17 protein-coding genes are annotated in these 18,971 nt (G+C 72.7%); 10 read left to right on the forward strand and 7 right to left on the reverse strand.

The features are described 5' to 3' along the window. On the reverse strand, window positions 1-743 hold a 743-nt coding region (locus VMN58_08195; protein ID HUF33169.1), incomplete at its 3' end, for a nitronate monooxygenase. A 118-nt stretch (window positions 744-861) separates the two neighbouring features. Here VMN58_08195 and VMN58_08200 point away from each other — a divergent pair. Together VMN58_08200 and VMN58_08205 are read left to right on the forward strand one after the other, a co-directional pair. Further along, complete coding sequence (locus VMN58_08200) at window positions 862-1,329, forward strand: PPOX class F420-dependent oxidoreductase (protein HUF33170.1); 468 nt, start codon at window positions 862-864, stop codon at window positions 1,327-1,329. A 41-nt stretch (window positions 1,330-1,370) separates the two neighbouring features. Next, a complete protein-coding gene (locus tag VMN58_08205) occupies window positions 1,371-1,871 on the forward strand; it encodes a nitroreductase (GenBank protein ID HUF33171.1) in 501 nt (166 codons plus the stop codon). A gap of 18 nt (window positions 1,872-1,889) precedes the next feature. On the opposite strand, the gene VMN58_08210 is transcribed toward VMN58_08205, so the two are convergent. Beyond that, window positions 1,890-3,032, reverse strand: coding sequence for a hypothetical protein (locus VMN58_08210; protein HUF33172.1), 1,143 nt, complete (start codon window positions 3,030-3,032; stop codon window positions 1,890-1,892). A gap of 118 nt (window positions 3,033-3,150) precedes the next feature. On the opposite strand from VMN58_08210, the gene VMN58_08215 reads away from it, so the two are divergent. The 8 genes from VMN58_08215 (at window position 3,151) to VMN58_08250 (ending at window position 12,985) form a co-directional block, all read left to right on the forward strand. After that, window positions 3,151-3,888, forward strand: coding sequence for an SDR family oxidoreductase (locus VMN58_08215; protein HUF33173.1), 738 nt, complete (start codon window positions 3,151-3,153; stop codon window positions 3,886-3,888). A gap of 75 nt (window positions 3,889-3,963) precedes the next feature. Then, window positions 3,964-7,329, forward strand: coding sequence for a bifunctional proline dehydrogenase/L-glutamate gamma-semialdehyde dehydrogenase (locus tag VMN58_08220; protein HUF33174.1), 3,366 nt, complete (start codon window positions 3,964-3,966; stop codon window positions 7,327-7,329). A gap of 94 nt (window positions 7,330-7,423) precedes the next feature. Beyond that, the gene (locus VMN58_08225; protein ID HUF33175.1) at window positions 7,424-8,392 is read left to right on the forward strand and encodes an alpha/beta hydrolase; all 969 of its coding nucleotides are present in this window, start codon (window positions 7,424-7,426) and stop codon (window positions 8,390-8,392) included. Window positions 8,393-8,514: 122 nt separating this feature from the next. Further along, window positions 8,515-9,231 carry a crotonase/enoyl-CoA hydratase family protein gene (locus tag VMN58_08230; GenBank protein HUF33176.1) on the forward strand — a complete coding sequence of 239 codons (717 nt, stop codon included), beginning with the start codon at window positions 8,515-8,517 and terminating at the stop codon, window positions 9,229-9,231. A gap of 145 nt (window positions 9,232-9,376) precedes the next feature. After that, the gene (locus VMN58_08235; protein ID HUF33177.1) at window positions 9,377-10,696 is read left to right on the forward strand and encodes an MFS transporter; all 1,320 of its coding nucleotides are present in this window, start codon (window positions 9,377-9,379) and stop codon (window positions 10,694-10,696) included. A gap of 46 nt (window positions 10,697-10,742) precedes the next feature. Beyond that, window positions 10,743-11,792, forward strand: a complete 1,050-nt coding sequence (locus VMN58_08240) for a serine hydrolase (protein HUF33178.1) — start codon at window positions 10,743-10,745, stop codon at window positions 11,790-11,792. 6 nt (window positions 11,793-11,798) lie between these two features. Then, window positions 11,799-12,467, forward strand: a complete 669-nt coding sequence (locus VMN58_08245) for a Crp/Fnr family transcriptional regulator (GenBank protein HUF33179.1) — start codon at window positions 11,799-11,801, stop codon at window positions 12,465-12,467. 59 nt (window positions 12,468-12,526) lie between these two features. After that, window positions 12,527-12,985: a cyclic nucleotide-binding domain-containing protein gene (locus VMN58_08250; protein ID HUF33180.1), complete on the forward strand. Its 459-nt coding sequence runs from the start codon at window positions 12,527-12,529 to the stop codon at window positions 12,983-12,985. A gap of 41 nt (window positions 12,986-13,026) precedes the next feature. On the opposite strand, the gene VMN58_08255 is transcribed toward VMN58_08250, so the two are convergent. The 5 genes from VMN58_08255 to VMN58_08275 all read right to left on the reverse strand — a co-directional run bounded on the left by VMN58_08255 (window position 13,027) and on the right by VMN58_08275 (window position 18,960). Continuing rightward, window positions 13,027-14,208, reverse strand: a complete 1,182-nt coding sequence (locus VMN58_08255) for a CoA transferase (GenBank protein HUF33181.1) — start codon at window positions 14,206-14,208, stop codon at window positions 13,027-13,029. Then, on the reverse strand, window positions 14,208-15,122 hold the full coding sequence (locus VMN58_08260; protein ID HUF33182.1) for an alpha/beta hydrolase: 915 nt from the start codon (window positions 15,120-15,122) through the stop codon (window positions 14,208-14,210). Before VMN58_08260 ends, VMN58_08255 begins: the two co-directional genes overlap by 1 nt. Window positions 15,123-15,225: 103 nt before the next feature. After that, the gene (locus VMN58_08265; GenBank protein HUF33183.1) at window positions 15,226-15,858 is read right to left on the reverse strand and encodes a TetR/AcrR family transcriptional regulator; all 633 of its coding nucleotides are present in this window, start codon (window positions 15,856-15,858) and stop codon (window positions 15,226-15,228) included. A gap of 103 nt (window positions 15,859-15,961) precedes the next feature. After that, complete coding sequence (locus VMN58_08270; GenBank protein HUF33184.1) at window positions 15,962-17,845, reverse strand: S9 family peptidase; 1,884 nt, start codon at window positions 17,843-17,845, stop codon at window positions 15,962-15,964. Continuing rightward, window positions 17,842-18,960 (reverse strand): hypothetical protein, encoded by a 1,119-nt coding sequence (locus VMN58_08275; protein HUF33185.1) that lies wholly within the window; start codon window positions 18,958-18,960, stop codon window positions 17,842-17,844. Before VMN58_08275 ends, VMN58_08270 begins: the two co-directional genes overlap by 4 nt. Between the last annotated feature and the right edge of the window lie 11 nt (window positions 18,961-18,971).

Here is an 18,971-nt window from a genome sequence, read left to right on the forward strand (position 1 = left end):
TTCCGGCGCACCCGCTCGCCGATCTCCGCGGGCCACGGCAACCCCGAGGTGATGTCGTAGGCGCGGGTGAAGACGGTGTCGTCGCCGTCGCTCTCCACGATGAGGCGCTTGTGGACGTCGTGCACCTCGACCGCCTCCGGCGTGGCCAGGAAGGCGGTGCCGACCCACGCCCCCTCGGCGCCGGCCATGAGGGCAGCGGCGAGGGTCCGGCCGTCGGCGATGCCGCCGGCAGCGAGCACGGGGACCTCGGGGTGGCGCTCGACGACCCCGGCCAGCAACGGCAGGAGGCTCATCGAGCCGGTGTGGCCTCCGGCCTCGGTGCCCTGGGCGACGATGACGTCGGCACCGGCGTCGACGGCCATGGCAGCACCGTCGAAGGTCTGGACCTGGCACATCACCTTGGCCCCGGCCTCCCTGGCCCGAGCGGCCCACGGCCCAGGGTCGGCGAAGGACAGGGCGACCACCGGTGGGTGCTCGGCCAAGGTGGCGTCGAAGAGCGCCTCGGCGAAGGAGAGGAAGGGCGTGATGAAGCCCACTGCGAACGGCCCATCGGTGGCCGCGCGGATGGCGGCGATCTCGGCGACGACCCACTCGGGTCCCTTGGTCGGGTGCATGGCCCCGAAGGAGCCCAACCCGCCCGCTGCCGTCACCGCGGCGGCCAGCGTCCCGCCGCTGTGCACGGCCATGGGCGCCGACATGACCGGATGGGCCAGTCCGAACATCTCGGTGAAGCGCGTCTTCATCATCAGACCCTCCTCAGGATCGACCCGATCCCAGCGGCCACAGCCTCGCGCCGACGCCGCGTCATCGACCAAGGTCGGTGACCGCGCAGCCCGAGGACGCTCGGGCCAGACTCGTGCCATGGCCCGAAAGATCGCCCAGAACCGCACCGTCGACCGGCAGGAGCTCCTCGAGTTCCTCGAGCCTCGCCGGAAGCTGATCCTCTCCACCACCCGCTCCGACGGATCGCCGCAGCTCTCCCCTGTCTCCGGTGGCGTCGACGCCGAGGGGCGCATCGTCATCTCCACCTATCCGAAGCGAGCCAAGGCGGCCAACCTCCGCAAGCGGCCCGCCGCCTCGGTCTGCGTCGTCTCCGACGAGTGGAACGGGCCGTGGGTGCAGGTCGACGGCACCGCCGAGGTGCTGGACCTGCCGGAGGCGCTCGAGCCGCTGGTCGAGTACTACCGCCGTCTCGCGGGCGAGCACCCCGACTGGGACGAATACCGCCAGGCCATGGTCGACCAGGGCAAGTGCCTCATCCGCATCACCATCGACCGCTGGGGCCCCATCGCCACCGGCGGCTTCCCGCCCGAGCTGGCCGACGAGTGATCGCCGGCGCGCCGACGACCCCGGCAGGTCACACTGAGGTGATGGACGCCCACCAGGCCATCGTCACCAAGCGCGACACCCGCAGCTACCTGCCCGAGCCGGTGCCCGAGGAGCAGCTCGAGAAGGTGCTGCGATCCGCCCGCATGGCGGGCAGCGCCAAGAACATGCAGCTCACCCGCCTGGTGGTGGTCACCGACCAGGCCGACCGCGACGGCCTGGCCGAGTGCGGCGACTTCACCTCGTGGATCGGCTCGGCCCCGGTGGTGATCGTCTTCGTGGTCCCGGCCGAGACGGGGCGGATGTTCGACGTGGGCCGCATGGCCCAGAACCTCATGGTGGCGGCCAACGCCGAGGGCCTGGCCACCTGCCCGGTCACCTTCCAGCACCAGGGCCGCATCCGCGCCCTCCTCGGAATCCCCGACGATCACGAGGGGACGATGGGCGTCACGTTGGGCCGGCCCGGCCCCCCGTCGGACAGCCCGCTGAAGAGCAAGCGGGTCGAGCTCGACGACCTCGTGCACCGGGGGCGCTGGCAGGGCTGAGCAGCTCGCGGTGGCCCCTTACCTCCGCAGGCCGAGGTAGACGGTGCGAACGGCCAGCGAACGGCGCACGTCGTCGACCACCACGTCGAAGAACTCCTGGCGGTAGGTGGCGTCGGTGATGGCGTAGACGGCGAAGTACAGCGCCGAGAACGAACCGAGGAACACCGACACCCGCACCAGCTGCACGCTCGGCACCACTGCCCTGCCCCAGAGCTGCCAGGTCACCAGCGCGTCGCCGGGGCTGCCGGTCCAGTGCTCGACGATGGCGGGGGTGATGGTGAGGAGACCGAAGACCATGAAGAACGCTGCGATGGTCAGCCCCACCAGCACCACCTGGAGGCCCTGGCTGAACAGCATCACCAGCACCACGTTGGCCCGCTGGCGACCCGACAGCGGGGCGGCCTCCACCGGCGCCACCCGGTCGCACCAGCCGTCGAGGGGCGATCCCTCGCAGAGGGAAGCGACGTCGTCGGAGGAGGAGAACGCCGACAGGCGCCGGATCTCACTCGGGAGCCGGGCCAGGATGAAGGCGGTGCCGACGAGGGTGAACAGACCCACGGCCAGGGCGAGGAAGCCGCCCTCGAGCACGGCCGCCACCTGCCACACCTCGGCGTTGATGAAGAGGAAGGTCATGAACAGCAGCAGCAGCGGCAGGGCGCGTGCCAAGAGGCCGGCCACCGCCCCCAGCTCGCGAGCCGTCTTCACCAGTGCCCAGCGGGTCAGCGGCAACAGGGCGTAGCTGGTGACGGCGTAGATGGCGCCGAGCAGGAGGAGGTTGGTCATCGCCACGGCAACGGCGGCCCCGGCCTGGGCGCCGAAGAGGACGTGGAGGGCGGCGGGAGCCACGACGAACACGGTCAGCTCCACCGGCCCCACCGACTCGGGCCGGGCCAGGGCGGGGCGCCCGCGCAGCCGGTTGACCGCGGCCCAGGTCCCGAGGAGCAGGCCGACACCTGCCAACAGCACCACCGCGTTGACCGCCGGGTGCCAATCGGTGTTGACGGCGGCGAGCACCTCCACCAGGAAGATCACCGTCAGCACCGGCGCCGCCCTGGTGAAGACGTCACGCGCTGCGCTGTAGTCCTCGATGAAGTGCGGGGTGCCGCGCGAGATGAACCACTGCTCGGTGCGCGCCAGCAGCTCCTCGGTCGGCCGGTCCACCGGCACAGTGTGGTGCCCGCCGCGTCGACCGACGGGCATGCTCGGCACCCCGCCGACGCCGCCGCTCATAGGATCCGACCGTCGGTGCCGAGTGGTGCCGACGATACGAGGAGGACCGATGGGCGAGCTCGACGGCAGGGTGGCGATCGTGACGGGGTCGTCGAGCGGGATCGGCGAGGCCACCGCCCACCGCCTCGCCGGACTCGGCGCCAACGTGGTGGTCAACTCGGCGACGTCGGTCGAGGCCGGCACCGCGGTGGCCGAGTCGCTGCCCACCGAGTCGACTTACGTCCAGGCCGACATCAGCGACCAGGCCCAGGGCCACGCCCTCGTCGACGCCACCATCGAGCGCTTCGGGCGCCTCGACATCCTCGTCAACAACGCCGGGTGGACAACGGTGGTCCCCCACCACGACCTCGACGCCCTCACCGACGACGTCTTCCAGAAGACCGTCGACGTGAACGTGTTCGGCACGTGGTGGCTGACCATGGCGGCCATGCCCCACCTTCGGGAGTCGCCCGACCCGAGCGTGGTGACGGTCACCTCGATCGCCGGGGTGCGCCCGGTGGGCTCCTCGATCGCCTACGCCATGAGCAAGGCCGCCCTCAACCACATGACCCTGCTGCTTGCCAAGAGCCACGGGCCGGTGCGGTTCAACGCCGTGGCCCCCGGGCTGGTGGCCACGCCGTGGACCGCCGACTGGGACGCCCAGCACGCAGCAATCGCCCAGATGGCGCCGCTGAAGCGCTCCGCCACCCCCGATGACTGCGCCGAGGCCGTCGTCGGCCTGGTCCGCAACGCCTACGTGACCGGCCACGTGCTGGTCGTCGACGGGGGCACCACCCTGGTGATGTGACGCGCCGCCGTCGGGCCACCGACCGGATCCCCAGGGATCCGGCGGATTGGGTGCCGGTTCGGGCAGGCTTGCCCCATGGCCTCCGATGCAAGCGCCATCGACGAGGCAGTGGCGCTGGCCGCCCGGCTGGTCACCGAGGCCGCCCCCCTGACGACGCCCGACGAGGCGCGGCGGGGCCAGCAGCTGTCACGGCTGGTCGAGGACGAGGCCGGCCGTCGCCTCACCCTGGCGCTGACCGACGAGGTGCTGCGCATCCGCACCCGTCGCCGCGCCGCCCAGCGCCTCGCCGACCTCGTCGCCGAGCACGGTGCCCCGTCGTCGCTGCCGCTGCTCGACCGGCTCTCGCTCCAGCTCGGCGCCCGTCTGGCGCCGGCACTGCCGTGGCCGGTGGTGCCGCTGGCCGCCCGGCGCATCCGCCAGCAGGTCCGCTCGGTGGTCGTGCCCGCCGAGGAGCCCACCCTCACCCGCCACCTCGAGGCGGTCAGGGCCGAGGGGTCGCGGGTGAACCTCAACGTGCTCGGCGAGGCGGTGCTTGGTCACGGCGAGGCGGCCCGGCGCCTTGCCGCCGTGCTGGCCCAGGTGCGGCGGTCCGACGTGGGCTACGCGTCGGTGAAGCTCTCCTCGATCTGTGCCCAGCTCCAGCCCGTCGCCTTTGACGACGGCGTGACCCGCGCCTCGGCGGCCGTGCGGCGGGTGTTCGACCAGGCAGCCGCCTCCACGCCCCCGGTCTTCGTCAACCTCGACATGGAGGAGTACCGCGACCTCGAGCTGACGACCTCGGTGTTCCGCCGGGTCCTCGACGAGGCCCCCTACGAGCACCTCGACGCCGGGATCGTCCTCCAGGCCTACCTGCCCGACTCCCACGCCGCCCTCGACGACCTCTGCCAGTGGGCCCGTCGCCGCCACGAGCGCACCGGGGCGGTCACCAAGGTCCGCCTGGTGAAGGGGGCCAACCTGGCGGTCGAGCGGGCCGAGGCCGAGCTGCACGGCTGGCCCCAGGCGCCCTACGGGTCGAAGCCCGAGGTCGACGCCAGCTACAAGCGCCTCCTCGACGCCGCCCTCGCCCCGGAGAACGACCCCGCGGTGCGGGTGGGCCTGGCCAGCCACAACCTCTTCGACGTGGCGTGGGGCCTGGTGCGGGCCCGCCACCTCGACGCCGAGGACCGCCTCGACGTGGAGATGCTCACCGGCATGGCCGCCGCCCAGGCCCGGGCCGTGGGCAACGTGATCCTCTACACGCCGGTGGTGCGCGACGCCGACCTCGAAGCAGCCATCTCCTACCTCGCCCGCCGCCTCGACGAGAACGCTGCCCCCGAGAACTTCCTCCGCCACCTCCTCGCCCTGGCGCCGGGCACGCCGGCGTGGGACGAGCAGCGCGACCGCTTCGCCGAGGCGGTGGCCGACCGGACGATTGTGTCGACCATCCCCCGCCGGGGCGTCGCCCTCGAGCGACCGGCCGGCGCGGTGTTCACCAACGAACCCGACACCGACGTGGCCGTGGCCGAGGTACGGGAGCGGATGCTCGAGGTGCTCCGGGCGTGGCGGCCACCGGGCCGCGTGTCGCCGGTGGTCGACGGGGAGGAGGTCGACACCCGTGGGTCGGTCACCGCCGTCGACCCCTCCACCGGCGCCGCCCTGCACACCTACGGCGTGGCCGACCTCGCCCTGGTCGACCGGACCGTGGTGGCGGCACGCGCCGGCCTGCCCGGGTGGTCGGCCCGCCCGGCCGCCGAGCGCCGGGCCGTCCTCGACCGGGTGGCCGACGTGGTCGCCGAGCGGCGGTTCGACCTGCTGGCCACCATGGCCCACGACGCCGGCAAGACCCTCGCCGAGGGCGACCCCGAGGTGAGCGAGGCCATCGACTTCGCCCGCTCCTACGGCGTCTCGGCCGTGGGGATCGAGTCGCTGGCCGTCGAGGGGGTGGCCTTCGACCCGCTCGGCGTGGTGGTGGTGGCGGCACCGTGGAACTTCCCCCTCGCCATCCCCCTCGGCGGGGTGGTGGCCGCCCTGGCCGCCGGCAACACCGTGGTGCTCAAGCCCGCCCCCGAGACGGTCCTCGTCGCCGCCGCCCTGGCCCGAGCGTGCTGGGACGCCGGGGTCCCCGCCGACGCCTTGCACCTCCTGCCGTGCGAGGACGGCGCCGTGGGCCGCCACCTCATCACCCACCCCGGCGTCGACGGCGTGATCCTCACCGGCGCCCACGCCACGGCGATGCGATTCCTGTCGTGGCGGCTTGACCTGCACCTGCTGGCGGAGACGAGCGGCAAGAACGCCATGGTGATCACCGAGGCCGCCGACCTCGACGCCGCGGTGCGCGACCTGGCCCACTCCGCCTTCAGCCACGCCGGCCAGAAGTGCTCGGCCACCAGCCTCGCCATCGTGGAGGCGAGCGTCTACGACGACCCCCGCTTCCGCCGCCAGCTCGACGACGCCGTCACCAGCCTCGCCGTGGGCGCGTCCACCGACCCGGCCACGGTGGTCGGTCCGCTGATCCGCCCGCCCGAGGGGCCGCTGTCCGACGCGCTGCTCCACCTCGACGAGGGCGAGGAGTGGCTGGTGGCCCCGGCGAGCCTCGATGCCCACGGGTTGCGCTGGCGGCCGGGGGTGAAGCTCGGGGTGCGCCCCGGCTCGACGTTCCACCTCACCGAGGTCTTCGGCCCCGTCCTCGGGGTGATGCGCGCCGACGACCTCGACCACGCGGTTGCGCTGCAGAACGCCCCGCCGTACGGGCTCACCGGCGGCATCCACTCGCTCGACCCGGCCGAGGTGCGCCGGTGGCTGGCCGCGGTGGAGGTGGGCAACGCCTACGTGAACCGCACGACCACCGGCGCGGTGGTGCGCCGCCAGCCCTTCGGCGGCTGGAAGCGGTCGTCTGTGGGGCCCACGGCCAAGGCGGGCGGGCCCGACTACGTGGCCTCCCTCGGCTGGTGGCGTCCCACCGCGACGCCCACCGTCGAGGCGGCCGCCGCCTCCTACGCCGACTGGTGGGAGCGGCACTTCGCCCTCGAGCACGACCCCACCGGCCTGCGGGTTGAGCGCAACGTGCTGCGCTACCGGCCGCTGCGCCACGTCGTGGTGCGGGTCGATGCCGATATCGACGAGGTGAGCGTGGCCCTCGTGGCCGAGGCCGCCCGCGTCACCGGCACCTCCGTGGAGCTCTCGGTGCCGTCACCGCGCTCGGGTGTGGACGCGGTGGTGGAGGACGACGACGTCCTCGCCGCCCGCCTTGTCCACACCGGCGCCGAGCGCCTGCGGTACCTGGGCGAGCCGCCGACCTCGGTGCTCGCCGCCGCCCACCGGGCCGGCATCACCGTCGACCGCCAGCCCGTCGTGGGCCACGGCCGCGTCGAGCTGTTCCGCTGGGTGCGCGAGCAGGCGGTGGCGCTCACCGCCCACCGCTACGGCACCGTGCTGCCCGCCTCGGCCACCCGCCTGACCTAGGGCCCGGCGGGGGTCATCGCGACACGGCCGCGGCGTGGCAAACGGCAGCGTCGTAGGTTGGCCTTCGAGGCACTCACCACCGAGGAGACAGCCCATGCCTGAGCGCACCATCGCCGTCAACGGCGTCGAGCTCAACGTCGTCGACGAGGGGAGCGGGCCGCCGGTCATCTTCGCCCACGGCTTCCCCGAGCTGTCGTACTCGTGGCGCCACCAGCTGCCCGCGGTGGCCGCCGCCGGCCACCGGGCCGTGGCGCCCGACCAACGGGGCTACGGGCGGTCGAGCCGGCCCGAAGCGATCGAGGACTACGACATCCTCCACCTCACCGACGACCTCATCTACGTGCTCGACGACCTCAACGAGGACAAGGCCGTCTTCGTCGGCCACGACTGGGGCTCCATCGTGGTGTGGCAGCTGTCGCTGCTCCACCCCGACCGCGTCGCCGGCGTGGTGGGCATGAGCGTGCCCTTCCTGCCGCGCGGGCCCATGCCCCCGGTGCAGCTCATGCGCCAGGTCTTCGCCGACATGTTCTTCTACATCCTCTACTTCCAGGAGCCAGGGGTGGCCGACGCCGATCTCGGAGCCGACCCGGCGACCACCATGCGGCGCATGCTCGCCGGCGTGCGGCTCGACGGCGACCCGGGGTCCGCCGTGGCGAAGATGTCGGCCAACGACGGCCGCGGCTTCGTCGACCGACTGCCCGAGCCCGACCGCCTGCCCGACTGGCTCAGCCAAGCCGAGCTCGACCACTACGTGGCCGAGTTCACCCGCACCGGGTTCACCGGCGGCATCAACTGGTACCGCAACTTCGACCGCAACTGGGAGCTCACGCCCCAGCTCGATGGGGCAAAGGTGGAGGTGCCGTCGCTGTTCATCGGCGGCACCCTCGACCCCGTGCTCGTCATGAGCCCGCCCGCCGCCCAGGACGAGTGGCTCACCGACCACCGTGGCACCGTGCTCATCGACGACGCCGGTCACTGGGTGCAACAAGAGAAGCCGGACGAGGTCAACGCGGCCCTCCTCGGCTTCCTCGAATCACTTCGCGGCGATGGGGACTGGTCTTGACCGGACCCACGCCGGGTGGGCCTCACCGCCTGGGGCGCCGTCGGCGGACCACGACGTGGAGGGCGAAGCACGACCCGCCGCGACGCTGACCGGTGCCCGCCGGGGCTCGTAGGCTCCCCGGCATGTCCGACACGACAGCCGCCGACCCGGTCACCTGCACGATCGAGGACGGCGTCGCCGTCCTGCGACTCGACGACGGCAAGGTCAACGTCATCAGCCACCGGGTGATCGAGCTGGTCGGCGCCGGCCTCGACCGAGCCCTCGAGGAGGCCACGGCGGTGGCCATCGTGGGCCGGGAGGGCAAGCTCTGCGCCGGCTTCGACCTGGCCGAGATGACCGCCGGCGCCGAGGCTGCCGGAGCGCTGGTGGGCTCGGGCGGCAGGCTCCTCATGCGCATCTACGGCCACCCCCAGCCGGTGGTGATCGCGGTCACCGGCCACGCCCTGGCCGCCGGCGCCCTGCTCACCCTGTCGTGCGACACCCGCATCGGTGCCGACGTACCGGCCAAGATCGGCCTCAACGAGACGGCCATCGGCATGGGCCTGCCCGACTTCGCCATCGAGCTGGCCAGCGCCCGCCTCTCCCCCGCCCACCTCACCCGAAGCGCGGTCCAGGCCGAGATCTACGACCCTGCCGGCGCGGTGGAGGCCGGCTACCTCGACCGGGTGGTGCCAGCGGCCGACTGCGTGCCCGAGGCCGTCGCCGAGGCAGCACGCCTCGGCCAGCTCCCCGGCGGCCCCTACCGCCACACCAAGCTCACACTGCGCCAGCCCATGATCGACCGCGTCCTCGCCCGCCTCGACGCCGACATGGCCAGCGTCGCCGCCTCCGTGACCTGACCGACCGGAGCCACCGCGCTCTCATGGCGCTTCTTTGCAGAAAGGCGCCGCCGAGGCGCCAGAAGCGCGAGGAACCGCCACGAGAAGCTGATCCCCGACGAGCAGAGATCGAGGCCCGACCCGCCGGCAGTACTCTCCGGACCGCATGGTGCTGAGAGGACTGCGGTCGAGCGCCGCTCTGCTGCTGCGCAACGAGCGCCTGCTGGCCATCAGCGTCGCCACCGTGCTGGTCATGGCCGGGCAGGGCGTCATCGCCCCGGTGCTGCCTCTCTACGCCGAGAGCTTCGGGGTGGGCGCGGCGACCATCGGCCTCACCCTGTCGTTCTTCGCCATCGCCCGCCTGGTGCTCAACGTGCCCCTCGGCGTGCTGTCCGATCGGCGGGGCCGGCGCGTCCTGCTCGTCGGCGGGCCACTCGTCACCGCCGTCGGCATGATCGGGTCGGGCCTGGCGTCCTCCATCGTGGTCCTGCTGGCCTGGCGCCTGGTCGCCGGCGCCGGCTCGGCCATGTACATGACCGGCGCGCAGGTGTACCTGGCCGACATCTCGACACCGGCCAACCGGGCCAAGCTCATCGGGACCAACCAGGGCGCGCTCCTGCTCGGCACCGCCATCGGCCCGGCCATCGGCGGGTACCTGGCCGACGCCGCCGGCCTCGAAGCGCCCTTCTACGTGGTCGGCGCGGCTGCCCTGGTGGCGTGCGCCTACAGCTGGTTCCGCCTCCCCGAGACCCGTCCCGAACCGGTGGAGGAACCCGCCGCTCCCGACGGAGCGCCGCCGGGCCGGCGGCCGTGGGTGGCGCTGGTGCTGTCGAAGGACTTCCTCTCGGTGGCGCTGGTGACCATGGCGATCTTCTTCACCCGCACCGGCTCGCGCATGACCCTGATGCCCCTGCTGGCGGTGGGGCTGCTCGACTTCTCGGTCGCCAGCCTGGGCCTGGTGTTCACCGCCATGGCGGTGATCAACATGGTCGGCCTGGCGCCGGCGGCCTGGATGGCGGACACGCTCGGACGCAAGCACGCCATCGTCCCGAGCGGCCTGGCGGTGGGCGCCGCTCTGGTGCTGCTCTCCACCGGCGACTCCCAGCTGACGTTCCTCCTCGGCGCGCTGGCGCTCGCCGTGGCCACCTCGATCGCCGGGCCGGCACCTGCGGCCTACGCCGCCGACGTGGCCCCGCCACACCTGCGGGGCCTCGGCATGGCCATGTACCGCACCGCCGGCGACATCGGATTCGTGATCGGGCCACCGCTGCTGGGCGCCATCGCCGATGCCACCACCATCCGGGTGGCACTCGTGGCCAACGCCGGACTCGTTGTGGTGGCGACCGCCGTGTTCGCCCTCGTGGCGAGCGAGACCTTGGAGCGCGAGGCTCTGGAGCCCGAGACGCCACCTGCGACCGAGCCGGTCGAGCCTCCCGGAGAGGCGACGCTGGGCGAGGTCGAGTCACGCCCACAACCACCGGCATGAGCAGCTCTCCCGGGCGCGGGTCCGCCCGCTGGTCGAGACTGTGGTGATGGACCTCGTCGCCCTGCCGTCACAACCCGCGGACGTGCCCTGGCCCACCGAGACGTGGCCCACCAGGCCCGACGGGGTCCAGCTCACGCCGCTGCTCGACGACCTCTTCACCGACACCGACCGCTTCGGCTCCACCTACGCCGCCGTGGTCGTCCACCGGGGCCGGTTGGTCGCTGAGCGCTACGACGGTGCGATCACCCACTGGGACGGTCCCGACGAGCCCGTCGGCCCCGAGACCCGGCTGCTGTCGTGGTCGATGGCCAAGTCGGTGCTGCACGCGGTGGTGGGGATCCTGGTGGACCAGGGAAGGCTCGACCTCGACGCCCCGGCCCCTGTCCCCGCCTGGCAGGAGCCCGGCGACCCTCGCGGCGCCATCACCCTCGAGCAGCTCCTGGCCATGCGGGACGGGCTCGAGTTCCGGGAGGATTACGTCGACGGCGAGGCGAGCGAGGTCATCGAGATGCTCTTCGGCTCAGGGGCGGACGACGTCGCCAGCTTCGCCGCCGAGCGACCACTCGCCCACCCGCCAGGCAAGGTCTTCAACTACTCGTCGGGCACGAGCAACATCATCTCCCGCATCGTCGGTGACGAGGTGGGGGGTGGTGCCGCCGGCTTCGAGGCATTCCTGCGCTCGGCGCTGCTCGACCCGATCGGCATGAGCTCGGCCCAGCCCCGCTTCGACGCCGCCGGCACGTTCATCGCCTCGTCGTACCTCTACGCCACCGCACAGGACTTCGCCCGCTTCGGTCACCTCTACCTGCGCGACGGCGTGTGGGAGGGCCGGCGGGTCCTGCCCGAGGGCTGGGTCGACCACGGCCGGCGACCCCGGTCCGTCGACCCCGTCGATGGCCGCCGCTACGGCGCCCAGTGGTGGGTGGTCGACGACGACCTCGGTGGCTTCTGGGCCAACGGCTACGAGGGCCAGTCGATCCTCGTGGTGCCCGCCCTCGACCTGGTGGTGGTGCGCCTGGGCAAGAGCGACAAAGCCTGCTACCCGGCGCTGTACGAGTGGCGTCGGTCGATGGCCGACGCCTTCCGGGACGCCTGAGCGCCGGTGCTGAACGACGCCGACCGCTCGGTCCTGACCGGCCTCGGCCGCGAGCGCCGGTACCGCGCCGGCGCCGTCCTCTTCCGCGAAGGTGACGCGCCGGGTGCCGTCCACCTCCTCCTCGAGGGACGGGTGAAGGTCCACACCGTCGCCCCCACCGGTCGCGAGCTGCTCCTCGCCTTCAAGGAGCCCGGTGAGCTGCTGGGCGAGCTCGCCGCCATCGACGACCTGCCCCGATCGGCCACGGCGTCAGCGGTGGACGACGTGCGGACCTCGGTGGTGACGGCCGGACGGTTCCGGGAGGTCGCCGAGGCGCGGCCTGGTGTCGCGTTCCAGCTGCTGCACGGGCTGTCGGGCGAGCTGCGCGCTGCCGGCAATGATCAGCTGGTGCGCACCGACGGCACCGTCACCGAGCGGGTTGCCGCCCGTCTGCTGACCCTCGCCCGACGCTTCGACGAACACGACGGCCCCTCGGTCGTGGTCCCCCTTCGCCTCAGTCACGACGACCTGGCGGCGTGGACCTCCACCACGCGGGAGTCGGTGACCCGGGCCATGGCCCAGCTGCGACGCAGCGGTGCGGTCGTCACCCGACCCGGTCGCGTCACCGTCGTCGACGTCGAGCAGCTCGCCGCCCACACCGCGGGCGCCTCGGCCCCGGCAGGCCGGACCGTGTGACCGATGTCTCCCCCCGAGGGTGATGCACGTCACCGCCGGGGACCCGGATCCACGAGACGATGACCTCCACGAACACCGAGACCACGGAGGCGATCATGATCAAGCAGGACCCGAAGGTGGAGCAGCTCGCACGCTTCGCCCTCTTCAGCGCTTGCTCGAAGAAGGAGCTCCAGCGGCTGGCGACGATCGTCGACCGCGTCGACATCGACGCCGACCACGTGCTCTGCCGGGAGGGGGCGCCGGCACGCGAGTGCTTCTTCCTCATCGACGGCGAGGTGCAGGTCTCCATCGGGGGCCGCTACCTCGGGACCGTGGGGGCCGGAGAGGTCCTCGGTGAGATGGCGCTGCTGAACCGCCGGCCGAGGGTCGCCACCGCGGTGACCACCACGCGGGTGAGCACCTATGTCATCCACACCTCACAGTTCAGGACGCTGGTCGAGGAGATGCCCGGCATCGCCCTGTCGCTGCTCAACACCCTCAGCGACCGCCTGGCCGAGCTGGAGCTCGCCACCGCCTAGGTTCGGCGTGGGCCGCCGGCTCAGCCGGCGGCCCAAGTGCCTCAAACCACCCCCGCCTCCCGGAGGGCGTCGACGGCGGCGGGGTCGTAACCGAGCTCGGCGAGGATCTCGTCGGTGTGCTCCCCCAGCTCCGGGGCGCGGCCGTGGACGGCACCAGGCGAGGCCGACAGCTCGACGGGGAAGCGGGCGATCGGAACGGGCCTCGCCGCCGTCGGGTACTCGACCTCCTCGAACACGCCGATCTGGCGAACGTGCGGGAGGTCGAGCGCCTCTTGGGGCGTGAGCACCGGTCCCCCCGGGATCCTCGCCTCGGCCATGGCGTCGAGGCACTCGTCGGTGCTGCGGTCGGCGCACCACGCCGCCATGTACGCCGAAAGGGCCTCGCCGTGGTCGCCGCGGGCGAGGTCGTCGCCGAAGCGCTCGTCGTCGACCAGGTCGGGGCGGCCGATCATCGCCGCCCACTTCCGGAACTGCGACGGGCCGATCACCGCGCACATCAGCCAGCCGTCGCGGGTGCGGAAGGTGTCGGCGGGCCCCGCGGTCTGCGACCGGTTGTGGGTGGACGTGCGGTCGACGCCGAGCATCGCCTGCTCCGCGAGGGTCGGGCTGTTCCAGGTGAGGGCGGTGCGCAGCAGCGCGGCCTCGATCAGCTGACCCTCGCCGGTCTGGTCCCGGTGGCGCAGCGCCGCCATGACCGAGAGCGCCGACAGGGTGGCGGTGGAGAAGTCGACGTAGGGCGCCGACGAACGCGAGGGCGCGCCGGGCGGGCCGCTCATCGCCATGTTCCCCGACGCCGCCTGGGCCAGGCCGTCGAAGCCGACCTTGTCGCTCCAGTCACCGCCGGCGCCGAACGCGGTGGTGGTGACGAGGATGACGTCGGGCTTGACCTCCCGCAGGGTGGCATCGTCGAGCCCCATGGACAACAGGGCGGCGGGCGGCAGGTTGGCGATCACCACGTCGGCGGTGGCCACCAGGCGGGCGACGACCTCGCGCCCTTCGGCCGTGGTCGGATCCAGCGTGAGGCCCCGCTTGCCCCGGTTGCACTGCAGGTACATCGAGCCCACACCATCGCTGGTCACCGGTGTGATCCAGCGGTCCTCCCCGCCCTCCCGGCGTTCGACGCGGATGACGTCGGCCCCGAGGTCGCCGAGCAGGGCGGCGCAGTAGGGGCCCGCGATGTAGCGGCCGAAGTCGAGCACCCGGATGCCGTCGAGCACGCCCATCAGCCGGCCGCCCGATGGGGTTCGGAGTGGTCCCAGTCGGCGAGCAGCGTCCGCAGTGCGGTGAGCAGGAGCAGCGGCTGGTCCAGCATGGCGTGGTGACCGGCCTCAGGCAGCTCGATCACCGGCGCCACGCGGCCGAGCACCTCGTACATGGAGGCGCCGATGCCCGGCGTCACCAGGCCGCGCTCCGAGCGCAGGAGGGCGAAGCGGCACTGCACCTGCTCCAGGTACGGCAGCGCCACCGCCCGCATGGACCCGGCGAACTGCTCGAACACCCGCCGATCGAACTTCCACTCCCAGCCGCCCTCCACGGGGCGCAGCGACCGGCGGGCGACGTGGTCCACGACGTAGTCCAGGTAGTGCTCCTGGGGCGGCACCGTGCGGAAACGCCCGAGTGCCTCGTCCACCGAGGCGTAGACACGCGGGCGGCCGAAGGCGTCGTGGCGGGAGGAGGTGACCTCGGGGTCGGCCTCGGTCACGGGCGAGTCGCACACCACGACGCCGGCCAGGCGGTCACCGTGGCGTGCTGCGGTGGCGATGGTGACGAAGCCACCCATGCTGTGGCCAACCACCACCGGCGGGCCGTCGACGCCCCCGGCGGCTGCCACGGCCACCACCTCGTCGGTCCACTGCTCGAAGTCGTAGGCGTCGCGACGGCCGCTGTCGCCGTGGCCCGACAGGTCGACGGCGAGCACCCGGTACCCGGGCGCGAAGGTGGCGGCAACGTGGGTCCACCAGTGGGCGTGGGCGCCCCCGCCGTGCACGAAGACGAGGCCCCGCTGACCGGGCTGACCCCACGCCAGGTAGTGCACCGCGGCGCCGTCGACCTGCACCTCCTCGTCGGTGAAGGGCACCTCGAGCGCCCGGTGGAACCACCTGGGGGCGTGGGGCAGGGGCGCAGGCACGTCGGGCATCGCCCCGAAACGTACCGTCGTCGCCGAGCGCGTCGCGCCTAGGAGTCGCGGCCCGGCAGCACCTCGGGCTCAGCCGCGCCGGGCGGGGCCGCGAACGCAAGCCTCACCCGGTGGGGGCGAAGAGGGCGGTGAGGCCGTGGCGCATGGTCGCCGTCGCCTTCGCGCTGGTGAGGCCGTGGTCGTGGCGCAGGAGCTCGTAGGACTCGAAGGAGCACAGGACGTCGGCAGACGCCAGCGCCAGGTCGGCCTCGGCCCGGCCCATCGCCGCCAGCTCGGGGGCGAAGAGCCGGCGGACCTGCTCCCGCCAGAAGGCCCGGCCCTCCGCCAGCTGGGCGGCGACGACCTCGTGGCGGGGGGCGACCATGCGTGCCACCCGGGCCGTGGGCGCCATGACCTCGAACAGCTCGGACCGGCTCGCGGCCAGACGTTCGACCTTGACGTCGGTGGCGTCGGCGGCGTGGGCATCGACCCGCAGGAGCGGCTGGACCAGGGCCAGCTGCGCCTCGATGGCGGCCCGGTTGAGGTCGTCGACGTCGTCGAAGTAGCGGAAGAGGGAGCGGGCGGAGAGCCCCGCCCGCTCGGCGATGGTGGTCGTGCTCGGCGACAGGTCGCCCTCACGGTGCAGGGCGGCCAGGGCGGCCAGGATGGCCTCGCGGTTGGCCGCCCGACGGGCGTGGCGCCCGTCGACCTTGGCCTCCCCGTCGCCCGTCGCGGCGGCTGACACCTCCTGGCTCATGCCGGCGATGCTACCGATCCGCCGACAATTGGCTGGTCACATGACAGGAGGACCGGCGGGCAAGGCGCGGCGCGACGGTCGCTGAGCGGAGGCTCCGGCCTCGTCAGGTGGGGTCGGGAGTCGTCCGGCCGCCGAGGTGGCGGGCGAAGAACTGCTCCATGGCCCGGTAGAGGTCGAGGCGGTTCTCCGGGTTGGCGAAGCCGTGGCCCTCGTCGTCCTTGACCAGGTACTCCACCTCGACCCCCCGCTCCTCGAGGGCGGCGACGATCTGGTCCGACTCGACCTTGGTGACCCTCGGGTCGTTGGCGCCCTGCACCACCATCAGGGGGGTGGTGATCCGGTCGACGTGGGTCAGGGGCGAGCGGTCGAGCAGGTCGGCGACGACCTCCTCCACCGGCTCCTCCTCGGTGCCGGGGTCGCCCACGTAGCGGAACCAACTGCCCTGCAAGAACGGTCGCCAGTAGGCGGGGAACGAGCGGATGAGCGTCACCAGACTCGAAGGGCCGACGTAGGCGATGGCGGCGGCGAAGAGGTCGGGGGTGAACGTCACCCCGCAGAGCGAGGCGTAGCCCCCGTAGGAGCCGCCGTAGATGGCGACCCGGTCGGCGTCGGCGACACCCTCCTTGATCGCCCACTCCACGGCGTCGACGAGGTCGTCGTGCATCTTGCGGCCGAACTCGCGCTCGGCGGCGTGGGTGAACCCCTTGCCGTAGCCGGTGGAGCCCCGGTAGTTGACCTGCAGCACCGCGTAGCCGCGGTTGGCCAGCAGCTGCACTTCGGGCTGGTAGCCCCAGACGTCCTGGGCCCACGGACCGCCGTGCACCAGGAGGACCATGGGCAGCCCGGTCGGCTCGACACCGAGGGGCAGGGTGAGGAACGAGCTGAGGGAGAGACCGTCGCGCGAGGTGATCGTCACCGGCCGCATGGGGGCAAGCGCCTCGGGGTCGAGCTTGGGTCGGGGCTTGAAGAGGAACTCGCCCGCGGCGGTGCCGGCGTCGAACGAGAAGGTGACGCCGGGCTCGCGATCGTCGTTGAAGACCACGACCCAGCGCTGCTCGTCCTCGGACATCGTGACGCCCTGGAGGTCGCCGTGGTGCAGGCGCCGCGCTGCCTGGCAGGCCGCCTCGAAGGTGTCGTCGTGGAAGTGCCACTCGAGGCGCTCGACGACGTAGACGGCAGCGAGGAGCTCACCCGTCCGCTCGCGGATCACCGCGCTGGCGAGGTCGACGTCGGGGTGTTCGTCGACGATCTCCTCCTCGCCCGAGTCGAGGCGCAGCCGGACCAGGCGCCGCCGGTCGGTGTCCCGGGCCGAGGAGACCCACAGGGCGTCGCCGTCGGGGGTGAAGCCGAAGACGTCGCCGCCGTCCTCGTTGGCGTAGACGGTGAGGGAGCGGAAGTCCTCGCCCTCGTCGTCGCGCACCAGGATCTCGGTGTCGCCCTCCGGCGTCTGGGCCGTCGCCGCCCGCAGGCGCCCCTGGGGGTCGGTGGTCCAGTCGCCGATGTTGCCCGGGTTCTCGGCCACCATCTCGAGCTCGCCGGTGGTGAGGTCGAGGCGGTGGACGTCGAAGGCGCTCGGCTCGCGCTGGTTCATTGCGATCAGGATGTGGGTCGGGTCGTCGTGGGGGACGTGGGCGATCATGACCCGCACGCCGTCGAAGGGCGTCAGGTCCCGGGCCGCCTGCGTGGGCCGGTCGAGCTCGGCCACGTGGAGGTGGTAGTTCTCGTTGCCGCCCTGGTCCTGCATGTACAGGATGCGCTGCGAGTCGCGGCTCCAGCGCCAGTCCATGATCCCCCGGACGTGGTCGTGGGTCACGCACACGGCGTCGTCGTCGGAGGCGTCGAGGGAGCGCACCCAGACGTTGAGGCGGTTCTCCTCGGGGGCGAGGTAGCCGAGCTTCGTGCCGTCGGGGCTGATCCGCGCGCCGGCTCGTTCGGGGTTCTCGAAGAGGTCCTCGAGGGGGATCAGGGGCGGGGTCGTGGCGGTCATGGTGCGTCCTCAGGGTCGACGGTTTCAACCGGGGGCGACTCGCCCTCCGGCTCGGTCACGGGATCGGTCTCTGGCTCGGTCTGGCTGGTCACGTCCTCCACCTCTTCGGCGAAGAGGGGACCGAGCGCCCCCTGGATGACGTCGTCTGGGTAGTCGACCTCGAGGTCCTCGCCGAGGCCGACGAAGTCGATGGCCATGGAGCGGAACCGGATCGGGTCCTCGCCGAAGGCGACGCGGAGCTGGTTGAGGGCGGCGATCAGCACCTCGCTGCGCCGCTCCTCCCCCGCCGCCTCCAGGGAGGCGTCGAGCAGGTCGCGTGCCTCCGGCGAGGTGTCGGCCAGGTAGGCCCGAAGGTAGTTGCGCAGCCGGTCGGCGATGTCGCCCTCGGCGGCGATCTCCTCGGCGACCCGGATGACGAGCCCGTCCTCCACGTAGACGGCCAGCTTCCGCAGGTTTCTCACCCCAGGGAGAGATGCCCCCGTGCCCTGCTCGCGGACCGCCTCGGGGCGGGGGAGGAACGGCGGGACGAGGTCGTAGCGGGTCACACCGGAGCCCTTCTCCGGCGTCGGGAAGGGGTCCTCGCTGGGCTTGTAGTCGAGCGAGTCGGGGTTGAACTGCTGCACGGTGAACGCACGACCGATCGCACGGTCGACGTAGCCGAGCACGACGAGGGCATCCCGGACGTGGTCGACTCCCTGGAGCTCGAACTCGGCGGCAGTGGTCACCGTGGGGGCGGCACCGGTGGGGTCCGACACCCAGCGACCCGAGCGGAGGGCATCGATGACGGTGACACCCTCGCGGTCGGTCTCGGCCTGGCCGGCAGTGGGGTTGCGGACGACGTCGGCCAAACGCCGCGCATCGAGGAACCGCATGGCTCGGGCGTCGTCGCTGACCACCTCCTCGGAGACGGGCCGGCCGGCGATGGCGAGACGGGTCTTGAAGCGGAAGTCGTCCTCCACGAGGCCGCGCACCTCGGCCCGCTCGCCGCCGGCGTCCTCGACGTAGACGAAGCTCCGGGCCATCGTCTCCGTGGCCCGCAGTGCGTCGCGGAGGACGTCGGCGTCGTCGTCGTTGCTGCCGCAGCCGGCCAGGGCCGCCGCTGCCAGGGCAACCACGACCACACCCC

Source organism: Acidimicrobiales bacterium, assembly GCA_035512495.1.
Lineage (GTDB): Bacteria > Actinomycetota > Acidimicrobiia > Acidimicrobiales > CADCSY01 > DATKDW01.

What these genes read in the sequence shown, in the direction of transcription:
- VMN58_08225 (HUF33175.1), top strand. Translation starts at nt 7,424, where the DNA reads ATGCCTGAGCGCACCATCGCCGTCAACGGCGTCGAGCTCAACGTCGTC.
- VMN58_08200 (HUF33170.1), top strand. Translation starts at nt 862, where the DNA reads ATGGCCCGAAAGATCGCCCAGAACCGCACCGTCGACCGGCAGGAGCTC.
- VMN58_08215 (HUF33173.1), top strand. Translation starts at nt 3,151, where the DNA reads ATGGGCGAGCTCGACGGCAGGGTGGCGATCGTGACGGGGTCGTCGAGC.
- VMN58_08205 (HUF33171.1), top strand. Translation starts at nt 1,371, where the DNA reads ATGGACGCCCACCAGGCCATCGTCACCAAGCGCGACACCCGCAGCTAC.
- VMN58_08220 (HUF33174.1), top strand. Translation starts at nt 3,964, where the DNA reads ATGGCCTCCGATGCAAGCGCCATCGACGAGGCAGTGGCGCTGGCCGCC.
- VMN58_08260 (HUF33182.1), bottom strand. Translation starts at nt 15,122, where the DNA reads ATGCCCGACGTGCCTGCGCCCCTGCCCCACGCCCCCAGGTGGTTCCAC.
- VMN58_08250 (HUF33180.1), top strand. Translation starts at nt 12,527, where the DNA reads ATGACCTCCACGAACACCGAGACCACGGAGGCGATCATGATCAAGCAG.
- VMN58_08265 (HUF33183.1), bottom strand. Translation starts at nt 15,858, where the DNA reads ATGAGCCAGGAGGTGTCAGCCGCCGCGACGGGCGACGGGGAGGCCAAG.
- VMN58_08270 (HUF33184.1), bottom strand. Translation starts at nt 17,845, where the DNA reads ATGACCGCCACGACCCCGCCCCTGATCCCCCTCGAGGACCTCTTCGAG.
- VMN58_08235 (HUF33177.1), top strand. Translation starts at nt 9,377, where the DNA reads ATGGTGCTGAGAGGACTGCGGTCGAGCGCCGCTCTGCTGCTGCGCAAC.
- VMN58_08255 (HUF33181.1), bottom strand. Translation starts at nt 14,208, where the DNA reads ATGGGCGTGCTCGACGGCATCCGGGTGCTCGACTTCGGCCGCTACATC.
- VMN58_08240 (HUF33178.1), top strand. Translation starts at nt 10,743, where the DNA reads ATGGACCTCGTCGCCCTGCCGTCACAACCCGCGGACGTGCCCTGGCCC.
- VMN58_08230 (HUF33176.1), top strand. Translation starts at nt 8,515, where the DNA reads ATGTCCGACACGACAGCCGCCGACCCGGTCACCTGCACGATCGAGGAC.